The sequence below is a fragment of the Arsukibacterium sp. MJ3 genome (genome assembly GCF_000987765.1).
Classification (GTDB): domain Bacteria; phylum Pseudomonadota; class Gammaproteobacteria; order Enterobacterales; family Alteromonadaceae; genus Alishewanella.
In genome coordinates this window covers 1-22,002 of sequence record NZ_LAHP01000018.1, presented here as the reverse complement: position 1 = coordinate 22,002, position 22,002 = coordinate 1, and the positions used below count along the sequence as shown (strand labels likewise).

Annotated in this window: 22 protein-coding genes, 1 tRNA gene and 1 riboswitch; of the genes, 15 read left to right on the top strand and 8 right to left on the bottom strand. The window is 44.1% G+C overall.

Annotation, left to right across the window (positions count from 1 at the left end):
- Positions 1 to 117 precede the first annotated feature (117 nt).
- From flgE to VT06_RS12975, 6 genes are all read right to left on the bottom strand, one after another.
- Complete coding sequence (gene flgE / locus VT06_RS13000; RefSeq protein ID WP_046554754.1) at positions 118 to 1,419, bottom strand: flagellar hook protein FlgE; 1,302 nt, start codon at positions 1,417 to 1,419, stop codon at positions 118 to 120.
- A 25-nt stretch (positions 1,420 to 1,444) separates the two neighbouring features.
- Entirely contained in the window at positions 1,445 to 2,128 is a 684-nt protein-coding gene (locus tag VT06_RS12995) for a flagellar hook assembly protein FlgD (RefSeq protein WP_046554753.1), read from the bottom strand.
- A gap of 13 nt (positions 2,129 to 2,141) precedes the next feature.
- A complete protein-coding gene (flgC, locus tag VT06_RS12990) occupies positions 2,142 to 2,561 on the bottom strand; it encodes a flagellar basal body rod protein FlgC (protein ID WP_046554752.1) in 420 nt (139 codons plus the stop codon).
- 2 nt (positions 2,562 to 2,563) lie between these two features.
- Positions 2,564 to 2,965 carry a flagellar basal body rod protein FlgB gene (gene flgB / locus VT06_RS12985; protein WP_046554751.1) on the bottom strand — a complete coding sequence of 134 codons (402 nt, stop codon included), beginning with the start codon at positions 2,963 to 2,965 and terminating at the stop codon, positions 2,564 to 2,566.
- Between the two features lie 71 nt (positions 2,966 to 3,036).
- Entirely contained in the window at positions 3,037 to 3,870 is an 834-nt protein-coding gene (locus VT06_RS12980) for a protein-glutamate O-methyltransferase CheR (protein ID WP_046554750.1), read from the bottom strand.
- A gap of 16 nt (positions 3,871 to 3,886) precedes the next feature.
- Positions 3,887 to 4,816, bottom strand: a complete 930-nt coding sequence (locus VT06_RS12975; protein WP_046554749.1) for a chemotaxis protein CheV — start codon at positions 4,814 to 4,816, stop codon at positions 3,887 to 3,889.
- A 286-nt stretch (positions 4,817 to 5,102) separates the two neighbouring features.
- Between VT06_RS12975 and flgA the strand changes: the two genes are divergently transcribed.
- From flgA to flgN, 3 genes are all read left to right on the top strand, one after another.
- Positions 5,103 to 5,747: a flagellar basal body P-ring formation chaperone FlgA gene (flgA, locus tag VT06_RS12970; protein WP_235357431.1), complete on the top strand. Its 645-nt coding sequence runs from the start codon at positions 5,103 to 5,105 to the stop codon at positions 5,745 to 5,747.
- Between the two features lie 77 nt (positions 5,748 to 5,824).
- Positions 5,825 to 6,142 (top strand): flagellar biosynthesis anti-sigma factor FlgM, encoded by a 318-nt coding sequence (gene flgM / locus VT06_RS12965; RefSeq protein WP_046554747.1) that lies wholly within the window; start codon positions 5,825 to 5,827, stop codon positions 6,140 to 6,142.
- Positions 6,142 to 6,576 carry a flagellar export chaperone FlgN gene (flgN, locus tag VT06_RS12960; RefSeq protein WP_046554746.1) on the top strand — a complete coding sequence of 145 codons (435 nt, stop codon included), beginning with the start codon at positions 6,142 to 6,144 and terminating at the stop codon, positions 6,574 to 6,576. The genes flgM and flgN overlap by 1 nt, the downstream gene beginning before the upstream one ends.
- A 49-nt stretch (positions 6,577 to 6,625) precedes the next feature.
- Here the strand turns inward: flgN and VT06_RS12955 are convergent, their stop codons facing one another.
- Entirely contained in the window at positions 6,626 to 7,081 is a 456-nt protein-coding gene (locus tag VT06_RS12955) for an LPP20 family lipoprotein (RefSeq protein ID WP_046554745.1), read from the bottom strand.
- Positions 7,082 to 7,276: 195 nt separating this feature from the next.
- Here VT06_RS12955 and VT06_RS12950 point away from each other — a divergent pair, with 195 nt between their 5' ends.
- The 10 genes from VT06_RS12950 (at position 7,277) to VT06_RS12905 (ending at position 18,756) form a co-directional block, all read left to right on the top strand.
- Positions 7,277 to 8,410, top strand: a complete 1,134-nt coding sequence (locus tag VT06_RS12950) for a flagellar assembly protein T N-terminal domain-containing protein (RefSeq protein WP_235357430.1) — start codon at positions 7,277 to 7,279, stop codon at positions 8,408 to 8,410.
- A 103-nt stretch (positions 8,411 to 8,513) separates the two neighbouring features.
- Positions 8,514 to 8,588: transfer RNA gene (locus VT06_RS12945), tRNA-Arg, on the top strand.
- A 195-nt stretch (positions 8,589 to 8,783) separates the two neighbouring features.
- Positions 8,784 to 10,010, top strand: coding sequence for a tyrosine-type recombinase/integrase (locus VT06_RS12940; RefSeq protein WP_046554743.1), 1,227 nt, complete (start codon positions 8,784 to 8,786; stop codon positions 10,008 to 10,010).
- Between the two features lie 303 nt (positions 10,011 to 10,313).
- Positions 10,314 to 10,400, top strand: a riboswitch (cyclic di-GMP riboswitch).
- A gap of 56 nt (positions 10,401 to 10,456) precedes the next feature.
- Complete coding sequence (locus VT06_RS12935) at positions 10,457 to 11,026, top strand: hypothetical protein (protein ID WP_052750263.1); 570 nt, start codon at positions 10,457 to 10,459, stop codon at positions 11,024 to 11,026.
- Positions 11,027 to 11,060: 34 nt separating this feature from the next.
- Positions 11,061 to 12,350: a hypothetical protein gene (locus VT06_RS12930; RefSeq protein WP_046554742.1), complete on the top strand. Its 1,290-nt coding sequence runs from the start codon at positions 11,061 to 11,063 to the stop codon at positions 12,348 to 12,350.
- Positions 12,351 to 12,383: 33 nt separating this feature from the next.
- On the top strand, positions 12,384 to 13,832 hold the full coding sequence (locus VT06_RS12925; protein ID WP_046554741.1) for a hypothetical protein: 1,449 nt from the start codon (positions 12,384 to 12,386) through the stop codon (positions 13,830 to 13,832).
- A 12-nt stretch (positions 13,833 to 13,844) separates the two neighbouring features.
- Positions 13,845 to 15,821 carry an SUMF1/EgtB/PvdO family nonheme iron enzyme gene (locus tag VT06_RS12920; protein ID WP_046554740.1) on the top strand — a complete coding sequence of 659 codons (1,977 nt, stop codon included), beginning with the start codon at positions 13,845 to 13,847 and terminating at the stop codon, positions 15,819 to 15,821.
- A gap of 140 nt (positions 15,822 to 15,961) precedes the next feature.
- A complete protein-coding gene (locus VT06_RS12915) occupies positions 15,962 to 16,735 on the top strand; it encodes a MotA/TolQ/ExbB proton channel family protein (RefSeq protein ID WP_046554739.1) in 774 nt (257 codons plus the stop codon).
- Between the two features lie 9 nt (positions 16,736 to 16,744).
- Positions 16,745 to 17,803 (top strand): VWA domain-containing protein, encoded by a 1,059-nt coding sequence (locus VT06_RS12910; RefSeq protein ID WP_046554738.1) that lies wholly within the window; start codon positions 16,745 to 16,747, stop codon positions 17,801 to 17,803.
- Complete coding sequence (locus VT06_RS12905; RefSeq protein WP_046554807.1) at positions 17,803 to 18,756, top strand: VWA domain-containing protein; 954 nt, start codon at positions 17,803 to 17,805, stop codon at positions 18,754 to 18,756. Before VT06_RS12910 ends, VT06_RS12905 begins: the two co-directional genes overlap by 1 nt.
- 111 nt (positions 18,757 to 18,867) lie before the next feature.
- Here the strand turns inward: VT06_RS12905 and VT06_RS12900 are convergent, their stop codons facing one another.
- Positions 18,868 to 19,242: a hypothetical protein gene (locus VT06_RS12900; RefSeq protein ID WP_046554737.1), complete on the bottom strand. Its 375-nt coding sequence runs from the start codon at positions 19,240 to 19,242 to the stop codon at positions 18,868 to 18,870.
- 432 nt (positions 19,243 to 19,674) lie between these two features.
- Here VT06_RS12900 and istA point away from each other — a divergent pair, with 432 nt between their 5' ends.
- Both istA and istB read left to right on the top strand, forming a co-directional pair.
- Positions 19,675 to 21,210: an IS21 family transposase gene (gene istA, locus VT06_RS12895; RefSeq protein ID WP_046554736.1), complete on the top strand. Its 1,536-nt coding sequence runs from the start codon at positions 19,675 to 19,677 to the stop codon at positions 21,208 to 21,210.
- A gap of 9 nt (positions 21,211 to 21,219) precedes the next feature.
- A complete protein-coding gene (istB, locus tag VT06_RS12890; RefSeq protein ID WP_046554735.1) occupies positions 21,220 to 21,966 on the top strand; it encodes an IS21-like element helper ATPase IstB in 747 nt (248 codons plus the stop codon).
- The last annotated feature ends 36 nt before the right edge of the window (positions 21,967 to 22,002 follow it).

Sequence of the window (22,002 nt, the reverse complement as noted above, 5' to 3'; positions counted from 1 at the left end):
TCTTATCTACTACTATGAAGCAAATTTAGTGCCAGTTATTAGGTGACAGACAATGATTGCGGCATAAAAAAACACCACTAAAAAGTGGTGCTTTTTTATGCCGCAATCCGGTTAACGTTACCGGATCTGTAACACGGTTTGTTGCAGCGTGCTGTTAACCTCTAATGCCCGTGAGTTGGCCTGAAAGTTACGCTGGGCGCTAATTAAATCAACCAACTCAGTAGTCAGGTTGACGTTAGACTGCTCTAACGAAGACGCATTTACTGCACCGAATGTACCGGTATTACCCTGGCCGCCAATGGGCTCACCCGAGGTGAGGCTTTGTTTCCAGGATGTATTACCCACCTGTTTTAACCCTTGCACATTAGCAAAACGTACCAGGGTAACTTGCGCCAAATAAGAAGAGTCACCATTACTGTAGGTAGCCAGTACCCGGCCAAATGAATCGATATCAACGCCGGTTAAATTCCCTACCGTGGTACCATCCTGGCTGAGGTTGTTAACATCGAACCCTGAAGCATATTGAGTAGGGGTGCGGGTACCAGACGGATCGCGAAAGTTAACCACCACGTCGTTGGAAAATTGCGCACCATTATTTAAGTAGCCATTTAAAGGATTATTTAGCGTTGCTGCTGGCAGTCGAATTTCTGGGATCGGTGGTGTGATAAAGTCACCACTGGAACCAAAACGAATATTATCACCGGCAATTGGTGAGCCTGTTACATCATCCCATACCGCAAAGGTTTGCCATTCCGAAGGCGCAGGTGCGGTAGTTGGCGTTTTCCTGAAATACGTGGTCAGAATATGTGATTCACCGAGGCTATCGTATACCGTAACAGACGTTGAATGGTTATAGCTTGCGCGGTCTTCAGGATTAAACGGCACGCCTGAGGTAGGCAATGCTCGCGAATCGACGTTCATACTTAAAAATACATTATTGGTTTCCCGAGGCGCGCCGGCAGATGTCGGAATAGCAATAGGCGCAGAGGTACTCAGGCTAACAGAGCTGTTCTCACCCGTTACCGGGTCGACATTAAAACCCTGCAAGAAGTTGCCTCTGTTATCAACAATAAAGTTGTCTTTATTCAGTTTAAAAGCACCGGCACGGGTATAGGTTAAATCTTTCGATTGTAAATCAGGGGTGGTGGCAAAAAAACCCTCGCCGGTAATGGCTAAATCCAGAGAGTTATTGGTAAATTGTAACGACCCTTGATTAAACTGCTGCGCTACCGTTGAGGTAGCAACACCATCACCCACTTTGGTGCGACCAGAAGAAAAAATAGACGTGGCGTACACATCCGCAAACTCTGCCCGCGACTCTTTAAAGCCAGTGGTATTAACGTTAGCGATATTATTTGCCGTGGTATCCAGATCTTTCTGGGCTGCTGCCAGGCCGCTTAATGCTATTTGAAAACTCATAAATCACCTCACCTTAAACGGTTGCTTAACCGTAAGAAACTTCCAGAACATCGTTTAATTTTACTGCCCCTAACCCAACCAGGTTAAGCGTAATTCCTTTGCCATTACCGGCCAAACTGACACTGGATACCGGGGTAAACACATTTACCGGTATCGACTCGTTTTGACCGGCAAAACTGGCTTCTACTTTAATCTTGTAAACACCTGGCGGCATTGGATCACCATTAGCGTCGGTGCCATCCCAGACAAAGTCGTTTTTCCCCAGCGCCGGGTTATTCACATTAAAATTGGTTACCAACTCGCCATTGGGCTTTTCAATACTGACGCGCATATTGTCTGCCGGGCGGTCTAAATTAATGTGGCCGCGCGATAAACTTTCGCCGGTAAAAACAATTTGATCTGACTGGGTTAACACGCTGCGGCCAACTAATGACGATGCCTGCAAAGCTTGATTTGAGGTCATGCTCTCTGACAGCCCTTTAAAGCTGGCATTTAACTGGCCAATCCCATCTGCCATGGTAAAGTTAGTCATCTGAGCAATCATTTGATCGTTTTCAACCGGTTTAGTCGGATCCTGATAAGCCAGTTGCTGCGTTAACAGCGCAAAAAAATCAGATTGCGTTAATGCGCCATTATTTTTATCCGGCACTTTATTGCCGTTTTCCCAATACATGCCATCCAGGGCCGGGCTGTTAGTAATTGTGCTCATTTACAACTCCTTATTATGATTGGCCCATTCGCAAGGTGCGCATGATCATTTGCTTGGCGGCATCGGCAGTTTGGACATTCGTTTCATAAGAGCGGGATGCTGAAATCATATTCGCCATCTCTTCCATAATGTTGACATTCGGTTTGTAGATATAGCCATTTTCGTCCGCCAAAGGGTGATTGGGCGAATACTCTACATTAAGCGGAGCGTCTGATTCGACAATGCCTAATACCTTTACGCCAACACTGTCGCCTTGCTGTCGCCGAGCTTCTGACAACTGCGCCGCAAAAACCGGATGCCGGCCACGGTAGGTTTCCTCAACACTGCTACTAACACTATTTGCATTAGCGATATTGCTGGCGGTGGTGTTCATTCTTACCGACTGGGCCGACATACCGCTGCCGGCAATATCAAAAATTTTTGAAATACTCATGATTATTGTCCTGTGCCTGTAAGCGCTTTTTTCAATCCGGAAATCCGGCTATTAAGAAAGGTTAATGTGGTTTGATATTCCAGACTGTTTTGCATTATGGCGTTGCGCTCGCGGTGAATATCAACACTGTTGCCATCACCAGTATCCGGTTGGTCGGGGTTACGAAACTGCGTGTCTTTATGCATGGTAGAGGCAATATGAAAGTGTTGATCATGAGTACGGCTGGCGCTTTGTCCCTGGCGGGACTTGGCTAATTGCAGCGCCTGCTGAAAATCGACATCTTTAGCTTTGTAGCCCGGCGTATCGGCATTTGCGATATTTTCAGCTAACACTTCAGCGCGTTTTTCACGGATCATTAACGCGTGTGGATGTATGCCAAATGCTTTTTCAAAACTGATTGCCATTTTTTTGCCACCTCATTTGCAACTATGGCAAATCAAATGCAAAACACAGGCCAGTTTTTTAGCAGCTAAGGTTAAGCTTTTTTACGATAAATAATGCCAGGGTTACAGCGCAGCATTTCAAAATCGTTATTCACACTGGAAATAGATTCAGATGCGCCCAGAAACAAATAGCCTCTGGGGTTAAGCGATTGGGCGAACTGTTTGATAATTTTCGTTTTTAAATCAGGTGAAAAATAAATAAGCACATTACGGCAAAAAATAATATCGAACTTGCCCAGCAGGGCGTAGCTGTCTAACAGATTAAGATGGCGAAAGTTGACATTCTTACGGGCGAAATCTTTAACCCGCATCATGCCATTGCCACTTTCTTCAAAAAAACGACTGCGACGCTCTAATGATAATCCCCGGGATAAGGCTAAACCATCGTATTCAGCACGCTGACAATGCTCTAGCATGGTATTGGAAATATCTGTACCAAGAATATTTAGGCCTAAGCTAAACGCGCCGGGGCGGCTTTGTTGATACTCTAAACCGGTCATGGCAATGGAGTAAGGCTCTTGCCCGGATGAGCTGGCAGCGGACCATATTTTTAGCGTACGGCAACTTTTTTCCAGTTCCGGCAAAATTTGTTTTTTTAGCAGTTCATACGGATAGGTGTCGCGAAACCACAAGGTTTCATTGGTGGTCATGGCATCAATAACTGCAGAGCGTAACTGGCGCTCAAACGGGCTTAATGTTTTACTGACCAATTCAGATAAGGTCGCGATACTAAAACGCTGCATTAGCGGACCCAGCCGGCTTTTTACCAGATACTGTTTATTGTCGCCTAACACAATACCGCATTGCTGCTCAAGAAAATCCCGAAACAGTTTATATTCGCTTTCGTGTAACTCTTTATTTGTCACTACTTGCCCTTAGCGCTTATTCTGCCTGCAGCCATTTTTGTACCGATTCTGCCAGTTCGTCTGGATTAAATTTAGCGATGAAATCGTTAGCACCTACTTTTTGTACCATCTGCTGATTGAACACCCCGCTTAACGAGGTATGTAAAATAACATGCAGGTTTTTTAATTGTGGGTCTAGCCTTATTTCTGCGGTTAACGTGTAACCGTCCATTTCTGGCATTTCTATATCAGAAATAAGTAAGCCTACTTTTTCAGTCACCGATAAGTTGCATTCTTTCGCTACCTGCTGCAGGTAACTTAGTGCTTCACGGCCATTATTAACCAAATGCATTTTCACACCCAGCCCTTCCAGGGCTTTCTTTACTTGGTTACGAGCAACTGTTGAATCATCGGCAATTAAAATAAGCCTATCGCCTAAATTAGCGTTAATAGTGGCAGTATTTACCACTTTAGTAATAGTGGTTGGTGACGGTGAAATTTCTTCTAAGATTTTTTCAACATCAAGAATTTCAATTAACTCTTTTTCAATTTCAGTTATCGCCGTTAAATAACTTTGTTTGCCACCGGTGCCTTTAGGTGGCGGCAATATTGCTTCCCAGTTAATATTAATAATGCGCTCAACTGAACTAACCAAAAAACCCTGCACCGAGCGATTGTATTCGGTAATAATGATAAACGCGCTACTTAGGTCGGCAACAGGCTTACCGCCAATGGCCAGGCTAAGATCAATCACTGAAATAGTCTGGCCACGAATATGGGCGATGCCCCGAACAAATTTATTGCGTTTCGGTATTGCAGTTAATGCCGGACATTGCAGTACTTCCCGCACCTTAAACACGTTAATGCCATAACGTTGCCGGCCGGCTAGATTAAATAATAATAATTCAAGACGGTTCTGCCCGACCAATTGCGTACGTTGATTTACAGAATCTAGAATGTTGGCCATCCGCCACTCCTTTTATCTACGTTTTGGCGCTACTCTTGCATAATAACTTTTACAAAAGTTACTTTTGCGATATAGCCGTTGCAGAGTTAACCTAAGCCGCCATAGCAGATTGCACTAGGACATAAACCCTATTTCGGATTTAACGGCCTGGGCAATATAATTAAACTTGTTATAACTATAATGGTATAACCTTACGTTGATAAAGCATAGCTGAAACCATATGAAGAAGTACGAAAAATTTTATCGATTGCTCTTTATCTTGTTATTTTTTATCAGCAATCTAAGTGTGGCTCAACAGAACGAACCGCAACAATATAGCCCTGAACAGCTTACTGAAATGACCGGTCAGTGGCTTAGCCAGGAGTTAAATATTGCGGCTAACAACACCATAAAGCTTGACGTTACGCCACTGGATAACCGAATAGGTGACAAAGCGTGTGTAACCACACCAGAATTCAGCCGGCCGCAAAACAGCAACCAACGGCAAATAACCGTTAATATTAGTTGCACTGCCCCAAGCGCCTGGCAGCTTTATGTACCCGTAAAAATAACTGAAATTGTTGCAGTAGTAACCGTGCGTCAAAATATTGCTACAGGTACCGTTATAACGGCCGATATGTTACAAATTGAAGATAAAGAACGACGTTTTGTCCGAGGTAATTTGGTGACAGAACCACGGCAAATTGTTGGCGCTCGTAGTAAAAGAGCACTTAGCGCCGGCCAAATTATTACGATGCAGGATCTTTGCCTTGTCTGTCGTGGAGATGTTGTTACAATAGTTATTGACAACAGTGGCCTTAGCGTGTCGGCAACAGGCATTGCCGATAATGATGGTACGCTCGGCGACACCATATTAGTGCAAAATCAACAATCTGGGCGTAAAATTCAAACAGAAGTGGTTGCTGTTAATCAGGTAAGAGTAAAATTTTAAAAAATATATTAAAGTTTATTAACGCTCAGCCGTTAACCTGAACATAGGGAACTGGTTTAAGGTAAAGAGGTTCTAACATGGCTATAAATATTAATAACCTGCAGGGTAATCCTCAGGTAAAAAATGACAAAGTAGAGCAGAATGTGCAGCGGCAACAAGCCACTGTGCAGCAAAATGCTACGCAGCAAGGCGCGCAGCGGCAGGATTCTGTATCCATTACGCCGCAAGCTAAGCAGTTTGGTCAGGTGCAGGAAAAAGCTACTGCTGCTAGCGGTATCGACCAGAATAAAGTAGATGAAATTAAGCAAGCTATTGCTGAAGGCAAATATAAAGTTAATGTTGAACAACTTGCCCGCCGTATCATGCAATTTGAAGGCGACTTGTTTAATAAATAATGACTAGCCAATTTGAACCTCTTATTCATCTGTTACAACAACAGCAAGCGCAATTGGATGCGCTGCTGCTGCTTTTGCGGCAAGAACTTGCCGCCCTCGCCTCGCGTGATATTAATTCCCTAAATACCATCACTTCAGAAAAACAAATTTTGCTAGCCGATATTCAAACTACCGACTCGACTATTGCCGGCAGCAATATGTTACAACACGCTCGGCTTGAACCTTGGTTTACGCAACAGATTAGCGTGTTGGAGCAGGTTTTAGCCGACTGTAAGCAGCAAAACGAGGTTAATCAAATAACCTTAGAACAAAGCCAGCTGACGTTGCAACGCTTTAAAACAGAATTATTGTCGGCTAGGGGGAAGTCAGGCTTAACTTATACCAATAAAGGTAAACCCACCGTCGACAACATGGGCAAGGGTATTAAAGCCTAATACTGCAGTGATGTTGAAATTAACGCCGTAACCGCTTAACTACCGTTTACTAATAATAGTGAATACTCTTAATAGTCTGGCGCGGATAAACGTTCTGATATAAATGGTACACCTGCTCAAAATCTAACTCCAGCTCGGTAATGTAAGCATCATCTACCGCATAGGTTTTTATTACCTTGGCACCACGGATCACGCCTTGTACCGAAGTACTAAACTGATCATTACCCGCAACCATCGCCCTTAAGCTATTGCTACTGTCAATTCTTTGACCATACACCTGCTCAGCCAACTCTCGGTAAGCTTCTAATTTCGACGCCCGCATTGCCAACAGTATCTTCTGACTGTCAGATGCACCGGGTTGCAAAGAAATGGGCGCCATGCCAACGGCATACAACATAGGAAATGCATCAGGCTTTACCGAGGCATACTCAATATGCTTATCAAACATCTGGCTGCAACCATTTAGCAGTAATGCCACCAGGGTAATACAAGACAATTTCATCATGTTGGATCCGTCATCAGCTGTTAACGATAATAAAGTGTTGCTCTGCTTTTAAACTAGCAAAATCTGCGCCAGCTTACCTAAGAGCAACGCGCCGAACAGCCTAAATGTTTATCAGGTAATACGTAAAATAAACAAAGGCACAGTTTTTGCTTTGTATAGCTAATAGAAATAATGTTGAATAATAATTGGCGAACTATGAAATTAGTAATAATAGTTAGTGTTTGTTGGCTCGCTTTGCTGTCTGCGCCACTTAGTGCTAACTGGTATGAAATGACAGGCCAGGCAGCAATAGAGAATGGCGATATTGCAAAAGCCAAACAAGCCGCTATTGGTGATGCGCTTGAACGGGCGGCACTGTTTGCCGGGGTTAGGGTAAGCAGCCAACAGCAATTGGTAGCAGGCGTAATGCAGCAACATCAACTTAGCCTGGACAGCAGCTCAGAAATTCGTGAAATCCGGCTGCTTAACGAAAACTACAGTAATAATATTGTAACTGTAACCTTGCAGGCTGAAATTATGCCACAGCAACAACGCTGCAGTGGGTCAAATCAAAAAAAACCGTTACTGTTGGTTCAAGTTGAATTAGGTGCCCGTCGCGATGCCATTTATGGCCAGTTATTCGAACTTGGAAAAAATGCCACCACTCAATTATCACGTCATTTACAAGATTACAGTCCGGCATTGGTGGTTACCGAGGCCACTTACAGTTTAAAAGCAGAACAAATGACCGACAGTGTTAATCGGCAGCTGTTTACCGATGGCCAGCAATTTGTTCTGCTAGCCACTATTAGCGATATGTCGCTGGGTAAGCGCACCAGCCGTTTTTGGCAAGAAGATAGCTTTGTGCGCTACTTTGCACTGGATGTTGCCTTAATAGATTTATTTAATAATCAAATACTATACCAGCAACAGTATCGAACAGATGCAATCTGGGATAGTGCTGCAACCTCATCCGGCAGCCATAGCCAGCAGTTCTGGCAAAAAGCTTATGGCCAGAAAATTGATACCATCTTAAAAGCAGTCGCCAAGGATATTCAGCAACAAACGCAATGCCAGACTTTATTGGCTCAAGTTAGCCATATCGATCAGCATCAAGTGGCTATTAACCGAGGTGCCCGTCAGGGATTAAAACTGGGCGATAGCGTAACCGTAATGCAAATTCAACGTTTTGCTGGCAAAGATGGCTTAGAAAAACTGCATAAAAGCCCGGTAACCCTGAAAATTACAGACATTAGTACCGACAACGCCTGGGCCAGCGCCAGCACCCCCACTCTGTTAAGTCATTTACAAATTGGTGATTTGATCAGTATTAACAGTTCAGGATTTTAATTGGCGTATTAATCCACGCTAGATGACAATTAAGCAACGTGTTTTGCCTTTCACTTCAGTTGTTTATTCTGATACACTTTCGCGCCTTAATTACCCGCTTTATTGCCCTATAGTTAAATGGATATAACGGCCCCCTCCTAAGGGGCAGTTGCAGGTTCGATTCCTGCTGGGGCAGCCAAAAGACAGTTCAACACGGTCTTATACGGTCTAAAACCCCTGAAAAACCCCTTCAATATCAAGCATTAGCAATGATTTTCGGTCTTAGCAGGTCTTATGCGGTCTAAAGCGATATACGCTTTTTAGAACCACAGATAGCACCACAGAGCAAAAACCGAAAAAGCTGTGGTTCTAAAAAGGGTGCTCAGGAGCAAAAATGCCGAAGAAAATCATACCCTTAAGCGACGCTATTATCCGTAGCAGCAAGCCCTCTGGGAAGCCTTACACTTTATACGATGGCGACGGTTTGCTACTGAGAATCAGTGCAGCCGGAACCAAGTCATGGTACTTCAACTATTTCAGGCCTCTGCTGGAAAATCGTAATAACCTGAAGCTCGGAACTTACCCAGCAACGAGTTTATCCGCGGCAAGAAAACTAGCGGCGAGATACCGCCAGCTTTTAGCAGAGAATATTGATCCACAACGATGGCTCGAACAACAAAACGATCAGGCCTCAGCAGATCTACTCAATACATTTCAACATACCTGTGAACAATGGTTTGACGTTAAGTTTTCCAATGTCAGTGAGCGTCATGCTTATACGATTAGACGTTCCTTCGAGCAGCATGTCTTTCCCAAGGCCGGCCATCTGCCACTTAAAGAGCTTAATGCGCAGCAAATAATTGGCGTATTAAAGCCATTAGAAAAGGAGCTTAAGTTAGAAACCTTGTCACGATTATGCCAACGCATTAATGAAGTGATGACATGGAGTGTTAATACCGGCCTGCTTGAGTTTAATCGCCTGTCGGGCATTAAAGCTGCATTTATAACCCCTAAAAATGAAAATATGAAAACGTTAAAACCTGACGAGTTGCCTGAGCTAATAATGCGCTTAAGCAGAGCCAGCATTAAACTCTCTACCCGCTGTTTAATTGAATGGCAACTGCACACCATGGTACGGCCAGGTGAAGCCGTTAAAGCACGTTGGCAGGATATCGATTTTGCCAATTCAATTTGGACAATACCGGCTGAGTTTATGAAAAAGCGCCGTAATCATCAGGTACCACTGTCTCGTCAGGCCATCACTTTATTAGAACTCATGCGCCCCATCAGTGGTGATCAGTTGTATGTGTTTGCTTCTGCCCGGCATAAAAACAGCCACATACACAAAGAAACGGCAAACATGGCACTAAAGCGCATGGGGTTTGCAAATCGATTGGTTGCCCATGGTATGCGCTCCCTGGCGAGCACAATTCTGAATGAGGAAGGCTTTTATGGTGACTTAGTTGAAAGTGCCCTCGCCCATGAAGATAAAAATCAGGTGCGTCGGGCTTATAATAAAGCGGGTTACCTAAAAGGCCGTAGAGACATGATGCAATGGTGGAGTGACCATATTGAAGCGTCAGGTATTGGCAACCTGAGCCTTGTTGGGTTGTGTGACTAGAAACATAACTCTTATTATTTTCGCTCAAAGTATTATCTAAATCTGCAGCCTGCATTTTTTCCATCAGTCGTCTAAATGGAGATGAGATGTTCAGGCTGCTGACAATTGTTGCTGCTTGTTAAGCCGCTTAGTAAATATCTGAATGACAGAATTATCTGCAAGAAATCGTTGTGTCTATGTGCTTTCCCGTTATGACTATTAATCATAACTTCGTACTAGATCGAAATTCTTGTCACTTAAATGGGAGCTAAATTCTTTCTCGAATAAATAGAAGCTTGTTTTATGAACAACCATTCAGGTACAATTCAGCCAAGGCACGTCAGGTGAAAACCTGCTCACGCAAAGCCATGGGCCTAATACTTAAACAGTGAAGGCTGCCAGGTTGCAATTATTTAATTACTTTCTTATTTAATTGTTTTTAATAGCACTCCAGTAAGGATTATTTTGTGCAACCAAAACAATTAGCAATTATCTGCAAGACGTCAATTGCATTGCCACTTTGGTTTACAGCTATTTTTGTAACATCGATGTCGCAAACAGCCTGCGCTCAACAAACTTCAACTTCGAATTCAACTGCAAATGCCAATACTGAATATAGTGACTGCACGCTTATCAATTTTAACGATATAGACAAAACGAAACTTACCAAAGCCGAGCTTTTGCAAAAAATGGAGCAGGATTTTGCTGACAATCTGAACAACAGCGAGAAGTGCATGGCAGCAGCGGCGAGTGGTGCCGCGGGAAAAGTGGGAGCAGCAGGTGGTAGCTCTGGCGATGCTGGCGACTCCGCAGGTGGTCAAGGTAATACTGGATTAGCGCAAGCAACCAGCGATGCAAACGAAGATATGCAAGGGGCTCAGCAATCAGCAAGCGCACCGTCAAAGACTTCTGAAAGAGGTAAAGTTAAGCAAGGCAGTTCAGCCGTTTGCGACACCGTAAAGCAAGGACTTGATTCAGCAACCACAGACAGTGAGCGGAAACATTTTCAGGATCTCATGGCACAGTATGGGTGCTAACAACAGTTAAGCGATTAACACCGGATGAAACTTTATGAATAAACATATTATTAACGCTGTGAACCTTAAGCCAACATTCAAGCATTTGTTAATTGCAACAGTGTCTGCATGCTCGTTATTTTTGGCTGGATGCCAGACAACTCCTAATAAAGCACCTTCCGTCGGCCCTTCTATAGTGGGACCGAGCACAGTAACGCAGCCTGGAAAATTTAATAACTCCTCATCTGTGTATTTAGATGTGGCTATCCCAGTGTTTGATCCAGGTATCCCATTAGACTCTCGTGGCAACATTGATGATAAGAAAGTCGCAGATGACGATATTTGGCCACAGGTGCGTCGTCTGGAAGCTAATCGGTTTGCCATTGACACCAAACGAGCATTGGCCGCGACTAAGGCATTTGGCTCAATCAGCGTTACCCCAAATAGTTCTGCTTCAGCTGACGTGTATGTGCTTGGAAAGATCATTTACTCCGATACAGAAACTGTTGAGATATCAGTGCGCGTTATCGACGCAACAAATGATGAGTTGGGCAGTAAGACGTTTAAACATGTTGTAGGTGAAGCATTTTACCGTGATGCACTCAGAGCTAACCAAAACTCATATGATCCTATTTTTAATGACATAGCGCGTTATGTGTACGATTTAATAAATAAAAAATCAGATAAACAGAAAACAGCAATTAAGCAAGTATCTGATTTACGTTATGCCGGCATGTACAGCCCAGAAGCGTTTTCGCCTTACGTGACGAGTAAACGAAAAAGTAGTTTTTCTAACGACACCGTTTTTAAATTAACTGGTACACCATCGCCACATGACCCTATGTTGCAGCGAGTTACATTACTGCAATCGAAAGACGAGCAATTTGTAGATCAGTTGCAAGACAGCTATGAAGCTTTCTATTCAGAGACCGATGAAGCATATCGCAAGTATCAGCGTGAAACGCTGCCTGTTGCGGCAGAGATAAGAGAAAATAAAGCAAAGCGTAACCTCAAGTGGATTGGAGCTGGCGCGGCTTTAGGGGCAGCAATACTGTTGGACAAAAATTCGAATTCAGACGCTGCTGATGCAGGAAAGTATATAAGCGTTTTAGCAGGTGTTTATAGCATTGCTGAAGCAATGAAAAGCAACCGCGAACTGAGTGCTCAGCGCGATGTGTTGAGTGAAATGGGGCAGAGTCTGGACATTAAAATTACACCACAAGTGATTGAGCTAAACGACCAGACTATTGAGTTGCAAGGCACTGCATCTGAACAGCTCGCACAATTTAGACAGCGTCTGCTTGATATTTATCAGGTAGAAGCAACACCAGATATACAGCTGTAAGTCAGCACCTTTATCGAAAAAAAGGAGCCGTTATTGGCCACGTTAGACGAACAAATTACCGGCACTTTATCGGCTAATACCAAGCGCTTCATTAAAATTGCAATTTTTGTTGCAGCTGCAATTTTACTAGCACTAATGGGTGCCTTGGTATTTAAAAGCATGCCCACTGCCCCGTTACCTGCTGATAAAAATGCTTCGGGCATGCCCAGCGTAATCAGTGAAACCCCTGGCGGGACCGCGTTGGATGAAGACATCCGCTCGGCCCTGCAGCAGTTATTGTCCGATACCAATTCTCGAATTAAAGCTATTTCAGAGGATCCGCAACTTAGCCAATGGAAAACTAATGTTGTTCAGAAAATGCAGAATGATGTGCAGAAAGCATATCAATTGTATGGCCAGCAGCTTTATAACGATGCAGCCAATCTACTTTCTAATTTAACGCAGCAAGTAGATACCTATCATTTGGAATTCACTGATGCCTATGAGCAAGCTCATTCAGCAGCTATTGCGGCATTCGAGCAAGGCAACTTAACACAAGCAAAATTATATAATAATCAGTCTCTTGATGTTAACCCGGTTTTTAAACCGGCACATCAGTTGCAAAATAGGCTGAATGTAGCAGAAGATGTGTTGGTATTATGGGGAAAAATTAAGGTCGCTGAATTAGAAAACAACTTAAGCAAACAAAAAACCTTGCTACAACAAATCTTGCAACTTGATAATGCAGACCAAGCTGCTGTAAATCATCTAGCTGTTATTGATAAAAGCCAGAGACAACAAGCATTTTCTCAGGCACTGGCTGATGCAATTGCCGCCCTCGAAGGTGACAATTATCTAACAGCACGCGACGCTTTAAACAGAGCCCGGAGCATTGATAGTAAAAGACCTGAGTTAAAAAGTGTCCAACAAAAACTTGATGCAGCTGAGCAAAGCGCATCACTGGATAAGGTCAATCAACAGGTAGAGATTTTTAGTACCGCCGATGAGTGGCCAACGGTTAAATTACTTGCCAGCAAAGCACTTGCCACAGCACCTGATAACACAAGACTTCAGCAACGCCTGCGACAAGCAGAGCAAGTTATTTCAGCCAAAGAGCGACTCTCTAGCTTCATACAGCAATCTGAACGGCTGACTGATCCCAATATTCAACGACTAGCAAGGGCTGCAATTGCTGATGTTGAGCCCCTAAATTCGCTAAGCCCGAAATTAGCGGCGCAACAAGACCAACTAAAACAACTTTTACAAATCCAGCAGCAGGAAATAGCTATAACGCTATTGAGCGATAACCGCACTGAAATAAGAGTTCTTGGCGTTGGTAATGTTGGCAAGGTAAGAGAAAAAACTATTCAGCTACCACCTGGTAGTTACCAGTTTGAGGGAGTGTGTGAGGGGTATCGGACAGAAATTATTAATGTAGAGGTTTCCGCTGACACCTCATCAGCAGCGCCGCAAGTGCAGTTGCAATGCAAAGTTCGCATCTAACAGGAGCAAAGTGTGAGTCAAATTGATGATGCCTTAGAGCAAGGAATAAAAAAACGTTACTGGCAAGTGCTTGTGGCGGTACCACTTTTTGCACTGCTAGCAGTGTATTTAAGCTGGTTATTTCTGACTAAGGGATTTACCGTCAAGGTTTATCCGGCTGAAGCTGAGCAAACACAACAGTTTTCAGTAGACTCAGGCGTTGGCTTTTTCATAGACAATACCTTTTATCTAGTTGGCTCACAGGCTCGAATAAAAGTTAGCGCCAGTAAATTTGAGACCAAAGATGTGTCGGTTGTGGCTAGCCAAGATACCAATATGAGCGTGACACTTGACCCACTGCCTGCCACTGTAAATGTTAGTACTATTCCACAGATAGCGGATATCAACTGGAGCATAAACGATCAAATAGTCAGCCAAAGCGATACCTTAAGTCATCAGCTTAAGCCTGGTAATTATCAAATTAAAGCAGACCATCCAGCTTATCAACCTGCCAGTATTTTTGTTGAAGCTGCAGCAGGCGATGAAATTACAGAAACAATGACGTTGATCTCAGTAGAGGGTAACTTGGTGTTAACATCCCGCCCTGCAGGAGCAGCCATTCTGATTGATGGGAGAAAAATTGGCCAAACGCCTCATAGTTTGTCAAAGCCAGGCGGTGTTTACGCTGTAGAAATTAATCTAACGGGATATGAGCCTATAAACGATACTATAGCGTTGACCTACCAACAGCCATTACAAGAGCGAAACTATTTTCTGCAACCTGTGCAAGCAAAGTTGCTTGTTACAGCTTCTCCCGCTGATGGTGTCTTAATGGTAAATGGTAAGCCCACACAGAGCCCGTTAAGTCTCGATGCAGGTAAATCGTACACGGTGCGTTATGAGAAAGCGGGTTACTTGCCCAAGACCGAACGCCTTACTCTTCAAGCTGGCGAGCAACGCTCCTTGAATTGGCAATTGAAACCCGAATCGGGCTTGGTAGAGTTTACTGCCAATGAAATCACTGAGGTATTTATTAACGGGGTACAGCAGGGTAAAACCCCACTAAAGCTGCCACTGCAAACAGTGTCACAAAAAATTGAGTTTAAAAAACCAGGTTATCGCTCTGTCAGTCGCACTGTTACACCCCGCGCAAAAGGCCTGAAGACTGTAAAGGCAGAAATGCTAACAGAGTTTGCCGCACGCCGTCTTGAAGGTAAGCCATTATTTGCGGAAACATTGGGCTTTAGTTTTATTGGTATACAACCAAGAAGCTTCACTATGGGCTCACCACCGAATGAGCAAGGTCGCATCAGGAACGAGCACCAGATTAAGGTAGATTTCACTCGCAGTATCTGGGTATCCAAGCATGAAGTTACCGAAGCACAGTTTGCGGCATTCACAGGTAAAACTACAGCGACAAAATTACCCGTTACACAGGTATCTTGGTTAGAAGCAGTAAACTTCACAAACTGGTTAAGTGAAAAAGAAGGGCTAACCCCTTTTTATATTGTTCAAGGTAACCAGGTTAGTGGTATTAGCCCTGACAGTCAAGGCTATCGCTTATTAACAGAGGCCGAATGGGAATTCATCGCTAAACATAATGGTCGCTCAACCAGGACAAGTTATGTTTGGGGTAATGAAGACCGGCTTCGCACCAACCAAGGTAATTTTGCAGATAAATCTCTACAGGGTCAGCAAACGTTTATTTTCCGTGATTATCAGGACGGCTTTGCCGGTAAAGCGCCAGTTGGTAGCTTTAAAGCTGATCGAGCCGGTTTTTTTGACTTAGATGGCAATGTACGGGAATGGGTGCATGACTATTATGCTCTGACTGTGCCAAACACTGAACATGTGCATGTTGATTATATGGGCGTTAGTAGTGGCCAAGGGCACGTTGTCAAAGGGGCATCATTTAAAACCGGACGCTTAAAAGAATTGAGATCCAGTATGCGTTCCGAAGGCAGTGGCCCAGAAGATGACATTGGCTTTAGAATTGCTCGCTTTAACTAAAGGAATACACAGATGAAAAAAAAACACATCGCGTTCGCGCTAGTGTTGCTGATGTTAGCAGGTTCAGCTACTGCATATTTTGTGTCGCTGGACGCCCCACAAGATTTTCCAATTAATATATAAAAGCGGATAAATATAAAATGAATAAACAGCACTCTGCGGGTATGAATCCTCAACCCATTACCAGTCTACTGGTGTTAATTGCCTGCTTTACCATTGTGCATATATTTTATGCAGGTGTTATCCACCCCGCGGCAAGCGCAGTAATGGAAAGCGCTGGTAGTAGTGCCCTCTTCTCTATATGGGTGATTTTAAAAGATGTAGAACAGCAAGTTTGTTTTTCCTTGATGTTTTTTTGTTTGTTTCTGATTGGATATAAAGTACGACATTTGTGGTTCAAAGAATTGGCACTTTCCGATATGGATTTCCTTCAAAAGTTAGACAAAAGTGCACCGCTCGATATTGATAATGCCCTAAGCATATTTGAAGAGAGTAAACACAAGGAAAATCCAGTTCTTAAAACCTGGGTTAATTGTCTGCGTCGCTTTAAAAATACCGGAAACATTCAGCACGCTGCTGATGTAATTGAGTCATCAGTTGAGAGCCTTGCTGCTCAGCTTGAAAATGGCAATACGATGATCAGATATATTATTTGGGCTATTCCTAGTATTGGGTTTGTTGGGACAGTACGCGGGATCGGGCAAGCACTAGCACAAGCCGATCAAGCTCTAGCCGGTGATATTGCCGGAATGACGTCTTCTTTGGGTGTAGCCTTTAATTCAACTTTGGTGGCCTTGTTTATTTCGCTGTTGTTAATGCTATTTATGCACATGCTTAATAACCTACAAGATACTATGGTGCTTAATACACAGCAGTCGTGTGAGAAGCATTTGTTATCACATTTACACAACTGATTAAATGATATGAGATTGAAACGCCGCCCTGAAGACGGTTTTAATATGTCTTTTTTAGATGTAATGGCCTGTGGGTTAGGAGCGATTATCCTGATTTTTATTCTAGTCGATTTTCATGCATTTATGCCTGAGCCTACCGATGAGACTAACCAGCTGCAACAGGAATTAAATGCAGCAGAAAGCCAACAAGAACAACTGCAAAAATCAATTGATGAAATTAACGATAAGATTGCTATGGAGACCTGGACCCAGCAAGATTCTCAAACTTCACAAGCAGACACCAGTGGCGAGCAAAGTAAGTTGTTACAGCAAATCTCTACCGAGATCGCAGTTGTGGCTGATTTAGAAAAGCAGATTGCGGCTATCGCCAGCTTACCGGTGCCTGATGCCAATGTGCAATTAAGTGGAACCGGCCAACAAAACTACATAACAGGCATGAAAGTGGAAGGCAAAGAAATTGGTATTCTGCTGGACAAATCTGCATCAATGATGGGTTACAATTTGTTGGAAATCTTGCAATTAACGGCTATGCAAGATGGTCAAAAAGTATCACAACGTAAATGGCTGCGCACAAAGCGCACTGCACAATGGTTGATTGCTAGAGCCCCACAAAATTCGAAGATTAGTGTTATCGCTTTTTCTGATAACGCATTGGTAATGGGCAATAGAGCTGCCAGCTCGCCCAGAGTATCAGACTCTATGAGCGCAATAGTTAGAGACATAGGTAAACTGATCCCCAGCGGTGGCACAAATTTACAAGTAGGTTTAGAGAAACTTCGTGAGGTCCACCCTAATATTACCGATGTTTACATTGTCACTGACGGCTTGCCTACACTAGGCGATGGATTAGGAGCGCGTTGCAAAGGCCTGCTAACAACAAAAAAAACCATATCATCGCAGTGTCGCCAGGAGTTGCTTATTGAAACGATAAAACGTGCTGGCCATGGCTTACGGATAAATGTCATTTTATTGCCTCTCGAGGGTGATCCTTATGCAGCTTCTATGTATTGGAGATGGACGCAAGTAACGCAAGGTACATTTTTAGCACCAGCAGGAGAATGGCCATAATGCGACGAATAAAAAGAGCTCCTGTAGAAATTTTCAATTTATCTTTTTTAGACATCATATCCTGCGCATTTGGGGCAGTGGTTTTATTGGTATTGTTAGCTAAAAACGGAGAGACAGATACACAAGCTGGCCCAAATAATCTTAGCACTTTGGTTGATCAGGTACTGGCCGCACAACTGAGTATTGAATTATTAAGCGGTGCTTTATCGGACAAACAACTGGAACTTAAACAAGCGCAGGCGAGATCTTCCACCGCAACACAGCAGTTAAAAGCGCTCGAATCCTCGGTTCCCCGAGCACAACAAACTTTGCAGCAACTGCAGGACAAGGCAAGTTCTATGCGCAACGAAATACGCCAAGCCACTGCAATGCTGAATGTCCCGAAATCGACCAATACACCGTCAGAAGATGTAGGTGGTATCCCTACTGATGCAGATTATGTGGTTTTTGTTATTGATAACTCGGGTTCAATGGCTTCAGGTGCGAAATGGACGCAAGTTATTTCAGTGGTTGATGATATTTTAATTAACCACCCCAAAATGAAGGGATTTCAGATTATTGCTGCTGATGGCACTTTTTTATATGCCGGACAAGAAGGTAAATGGTTAAGCGATACAGTAAGTATGCGCCAGCGAGCGATGGACAGAATGAAAAAATTTACCGGGGGCGGAAGTGCACCAGAGGTGGGCATTTTGCGAGCTTTAGATTTATATGGTAAGACCCGCGAAAAGGTTAGCTTATATGTCTTTGGAGATGATTACGGGCGTCGTGACCTGGACTCGATAGTCATACAAATAACGACCATAAATGCCGATGCAAAAGGAAATCCAAAATTCCGTATTCATGGTGTTGGTTTCTACAGGCCATCAGGAGGTAATGCAGAGCAGTTTGCTGCTTTTATGAACGCTTTATCGAGAAGAAACCGAGGTGCTTTTGTCGGGTTACCGTTCTAAATAAGATAAACATCTAACAAGATTAGATCATTTTCACGACAGACCTTATGATCATGGGTCTGCTTTTGTAAATCGCTCAGAAATCTCTGGCAGAATAATAATTAAGCCTGCTTAGCGGGCTTTGCTAAGCGCAATATCCAGGTCTTGCGCTGTCAGCTGCTGTACAGTGAAGCCATAACTTTTGGCTGGCATCAAGACCTTTTGTTCCAGTTTGGCGCTAACATACTCAGTGAAATTAGGCAGGTTGTTTTTCTTTAGCTGGTAAATCGTGCCAGATGACTGCTGCCACAGAAAGTAGCTTTCAAAATTTCTAAGGGCACTTAGATCAGCAACGCCTGATGACAACCGCCAGACCTCTGGGAAATCCCAACCCGAAAATATTTTATATACAGGCTCCCCTACACCGGCAGGCGGAGTAATCAGAAATACCAGCCAAGTTTCTGGCGTGACCATTTCACAATCAAAATAACTTTTATTGTTCAACATGCACTAATACCTCTTTTTAAAGGTTCAGATAACCTGTGGGCATAGTAGCACAACAAGCCGCATCAACAACAGCACAAGCTATTGATTTATAAAGCATTACAATATATAGAAGCAGTTTTTTGCAAAGAAACTGAATTTGAACCAACCAATAAGCTAGTACCAATTGAATTTATAAAAGCGAGGTTTGACGATTTCGCTTTGTTGCTCTTGCCGGAATGCTTCGCGTTTGCATGTTTCGGTCGAAACCGATCACCCATTCCGTTTCAATCCGATCGCTGATTTCGGTTTAAAGCGATCACCCCTTTCGGTTTTATCCGATCAGTTTTAGCTGTTTTCCGAAACCAGTGATCGGAATGCCGGAATAACCTTCTTTTTCTATTGGGATCAATTGGTAAGCTATGACTTAACGTCAATGTTAAGGACTGCACTGCCATGCCTAGAAAGAGAACTGAAATGAGAAAGATAAAAGACGTACTGCGTCTGAAATTCGATGCAGGATTAAGTCATCGGGATATTGGTAAATGCCTTAGCATTGGTCCTGCCACGGTGAGTGAAGTCCTGACGCGATTCCAATCCAGTGACTTGACATGGCCGTTGCCCGACGGCTATAGCGACAAGCAGCTTGAGTGCAAACTTTATACTTCTGTCACCGCCAAACGTAAAAAGCGACTTCCTGGCTTTGCAAAAATGACCGAGGAGCTTAAACGTAAAGGCATGACGAAGTTATTGCTGTGGCAAGAATATTGTCAGGACGATAATCAAACGGCCTATGGCTACACGCAATACTGCGAGCACTACCAGTTATGGCTTAAGAAGCAAAAGCGCAGTATGCGTCAGCATCATATTGCCGGCGATAAGTTGTTCATCGATTACTGCGGGCCAACCGTGCCCATCATCAGTCCAGATACCGGTGAAATCAGGTACAACGCGCAAATCTTCGTCGCCACGCTTGGGGCAACGAATTACACCTATGTCGAAGCAGGCCGCTCACAAAAGCAAGAAGACTGGATAATGGCGCACGTACGCGCGTTCAATTATATCGGCGGTGTGCCGCGCCTGCTGGTACCAGACAACTTAAAGTCAGCAGTAACCAAAGCTCATCCTTACGCCCCCACGCTCAATGAAAATTACGCCAAAATGGCCCGACATTACGGCACTGCTATCATGCCCGCTAGGCCTTACAGGCCAAAGGATAAATCCAAGGCAGAAAACGCGGTGCTAATAGTGGAGCGCTGGATATTGATGCGCTTGCGCCATTATATGTTTTACACCCTGTCTGACTTGAACGTCAAAATCAACGTATTGATGGAGGACTTAAACAACCGACAGCAGCGCATGTATCCTGGCTCACGTAAACAGCAGTTCGAGCTGTTAGACAAGCCTGCTCTTGCTAGCTTACCGGCTTATGCTTATGAGTACATTGACAGTAAACGCGCCAAGGTGGGTCCTGACTATCACATCTTGTTTGAAAAGCATGCTTACTCGGTGCCCAACGCCTTAGTAGGCGATACGGTGACCTTAGAAGCGAGTGCCAACATCGTCTGCATTTACCATCACAACCAGTTGGTGGCCCAGCATGCTCGTACGCACAAGGACGGCGGCTTCACCACGCTCAAAGAGCATATGCCACATAGCCATGTGAAGCAGCGCTTCGGCCCCGAACGCTTACTAAGCTGGGCTGAAAATATCGGTGTTGGTGCACGCGGTGTGGTTGAGTGGCATATCCAAAGCCGCAAACACCCTGAGCAATCCATTAAAAGCTGCTTAGCCATATTGCATCTATCCAAGCAATACGGCAGCGCGCGCTTGGAAGCCGCCTGCCAAAAAGCCCTGCTACTTGAAAGGCCGCATCGCACCGTCGTGATGAACTTACTGAGCAACCATAAAGAGGGCCTTAAACCAACCACAGAGCAAGATGACGCCCCTGTGACACACCACAATATCCGTGGACAACATTACTACCAATAAGGAAACACAATGAACTTACCAGCATTGCAAGAACAACTGCGCTCGCTGCGCCTTGGGTACTTCTGCCAAGCGTTAGAGCAGCAACAATCACGCGTCACAACTTATGAAGACATGAGCTTCGAGGAGCGTCTAGGATTACTGGCTCAACATGAAATACTGTGTCGTCAGAATACTAAAATTAAGCGCTTAGTGAGCCAAGCTAAAATGCGACTGGATGCGCATGCCAGTCGGCTTGATTATCGTCTGGAGCGAGGGTTACGCAAAGATAAAGTCGCCACATTACTGAGCGGCCAATACCTGCATTATGCGCACAACATCATTATTACCGGGGCCACGGGCTGCGGTAAAACGTACCTTGCCTGCGCACTGGGTCAACAAGCCTGCGAGCAACACCATACTGTAAAATATTATCGCTTAGGGCAATTACTCGATGAATTAAACATCGGTCATGCCGATGGCAGTTACCGCCAACAGCTGGCGCAACTTGCCAAAAAGAAATTGCTGATACTCGATGACTGGGGCATGGAAAAACTGAATGCCCGCCAGGCAAACGATTTACTCGATGTGATGGAGGACAGGTATCAAAATGCCAGTACCCTCATCGCTAGCCAGATACCAGCAACCGATTGGTACAAACTCATCTCAAATCCAACGGTTGCTGATGCACTACTTGATAGACTATTACACAACAGTCACCGCGTAGAATTAGCAGGAGAATCGATGAGAAAACTAGACCAATCCGATCACTTAGCGTAAAAAGAGACTTGGCGAAAAAGAAGGTTATGAAGCGAT

What these genes read in the sequence shown, in the direction of transcription:
- flgM (WP_046554747.1), top strand. Translation starts at nt 5,825, where the DNA reads ATGGCTATAAATATTAATAACCTGCAGGGTAATCCTCAGGTAAAAAAT.
- VT06_RS12910 (WP_046554738.1), top strand. Translation starts at nt 16,745, where the DNA reads ATGAGATTGAAACGCCGCCCTGAAGACGGTTTTAATATGTCTTTTTTA.
- VT06_RS12930 (WP_046554742.1), top strand. Translation starts at nt 11,061, where the DNA reads ATGAATAAACATATTATTAACGCTGTGAACCTTAAGCCAACATTCAAG.
- flgN (WP_046554746.1), top strand. Translation starts at nt 6,142, where the DNA reads ATGACTAGCCAATTTGAACCTCTTATTCATCTGTTACAACAACAGCAA.
- istB (WP_046554735.1), top strand. Translation starts at nt 21,220, where the DNA reads ATGAACTTACCAGCATTGCAAGAACAACTGCGCTCGCTGCGCCTTGGG.
- VT06_RS12940 (WP_046554743.1), top strand. Translation starts at nt 8,784, where the DNA reads ATGCCGAAGAAAATCATACCCTTAAGCGACGCTATTATCCGTAGCAGC.
- flgC (WP_046554752.1), bottom strand. Translation starts at nt 2,561, where the DNA reads ATGAGTATTTCAAAAATTTTTGATATTGCCGGCAGCGGTATGTCGGCC.
- VT06_RS12900 (WP_046554737.1), bottom strand. Translation starts at nt 19,242, where the DNA reads ATGTTGAACAATAAAAGTTATTTTGATTGTGAAATGGTCACGCCAGAA.
- VT06_RS12975 (WP_046554749.1), bottom strand. Translation starts at nt 4,816, where the DNA reads ATGGCCAACATTCTAGATTCTGTAAATCAACGTACGCAATTGGTCGGG.
- VT06_RS12955 (WP_046554745.1), bottom strand. Translation starts at nt 7,081, where the DNA reads ATGATGAAATTGTCTTGTATTACCCTGGTGGCATTACTGCTAAATGGT.
- VT06_RS12905 (WP_046554807.1), top strand. Translation starts at nt 17,803, where the DNA reads ATGCGACGAATAAAAAGAGCTCCTGTAGAAATTTTCAATTTATCTTTT.
- VT06_RS12950 (WP_235357430.1), top strand. Translation starts at nt 7,277, where the DNA reads ATGAAATTAGTAATAATAGTTAGTGTTTGTTGGCTCGCTTTGCTGTCT.
- istA (WP_046554736.1), top strand. Translation starts at nt 19,675, where the DNA reads ATGCCTAGAAAGAGAACTGAAATGAGAAAGATAAAAGACGTACTGCGT.
- VT06_RS12995 (WP_046554753.1), bottom strand. Translation starts at nt 2,128, where the DNA reads ATGAGCACAATTACTAACAGCCCGGCCCTGGATGGCATGTATTGGGAA.
- VT06_RS12915 (WP_046554739.1), top strand. Translation starts at nt 15,962, where the DNA reads ATGAATAAACAGCACTCTGCGGGTATGAATCCTCAACCCATTACCAGT.
- flgB (WP_046554751.1), bottom strand. Translation starts at nt 2,965, where the DNA reads ATGGCAATCAGTTTTGAAAAAGCATTTGGCATACATCCACACGCGTTA.
- flgE (WP_046554754.1), bottom strand. Translation starts at nt 1,419, where the DNA reads ATGAGTTTTCAAATAGCATTAAGCGGCCTGGCAGCAGCCCAGAAAGAT.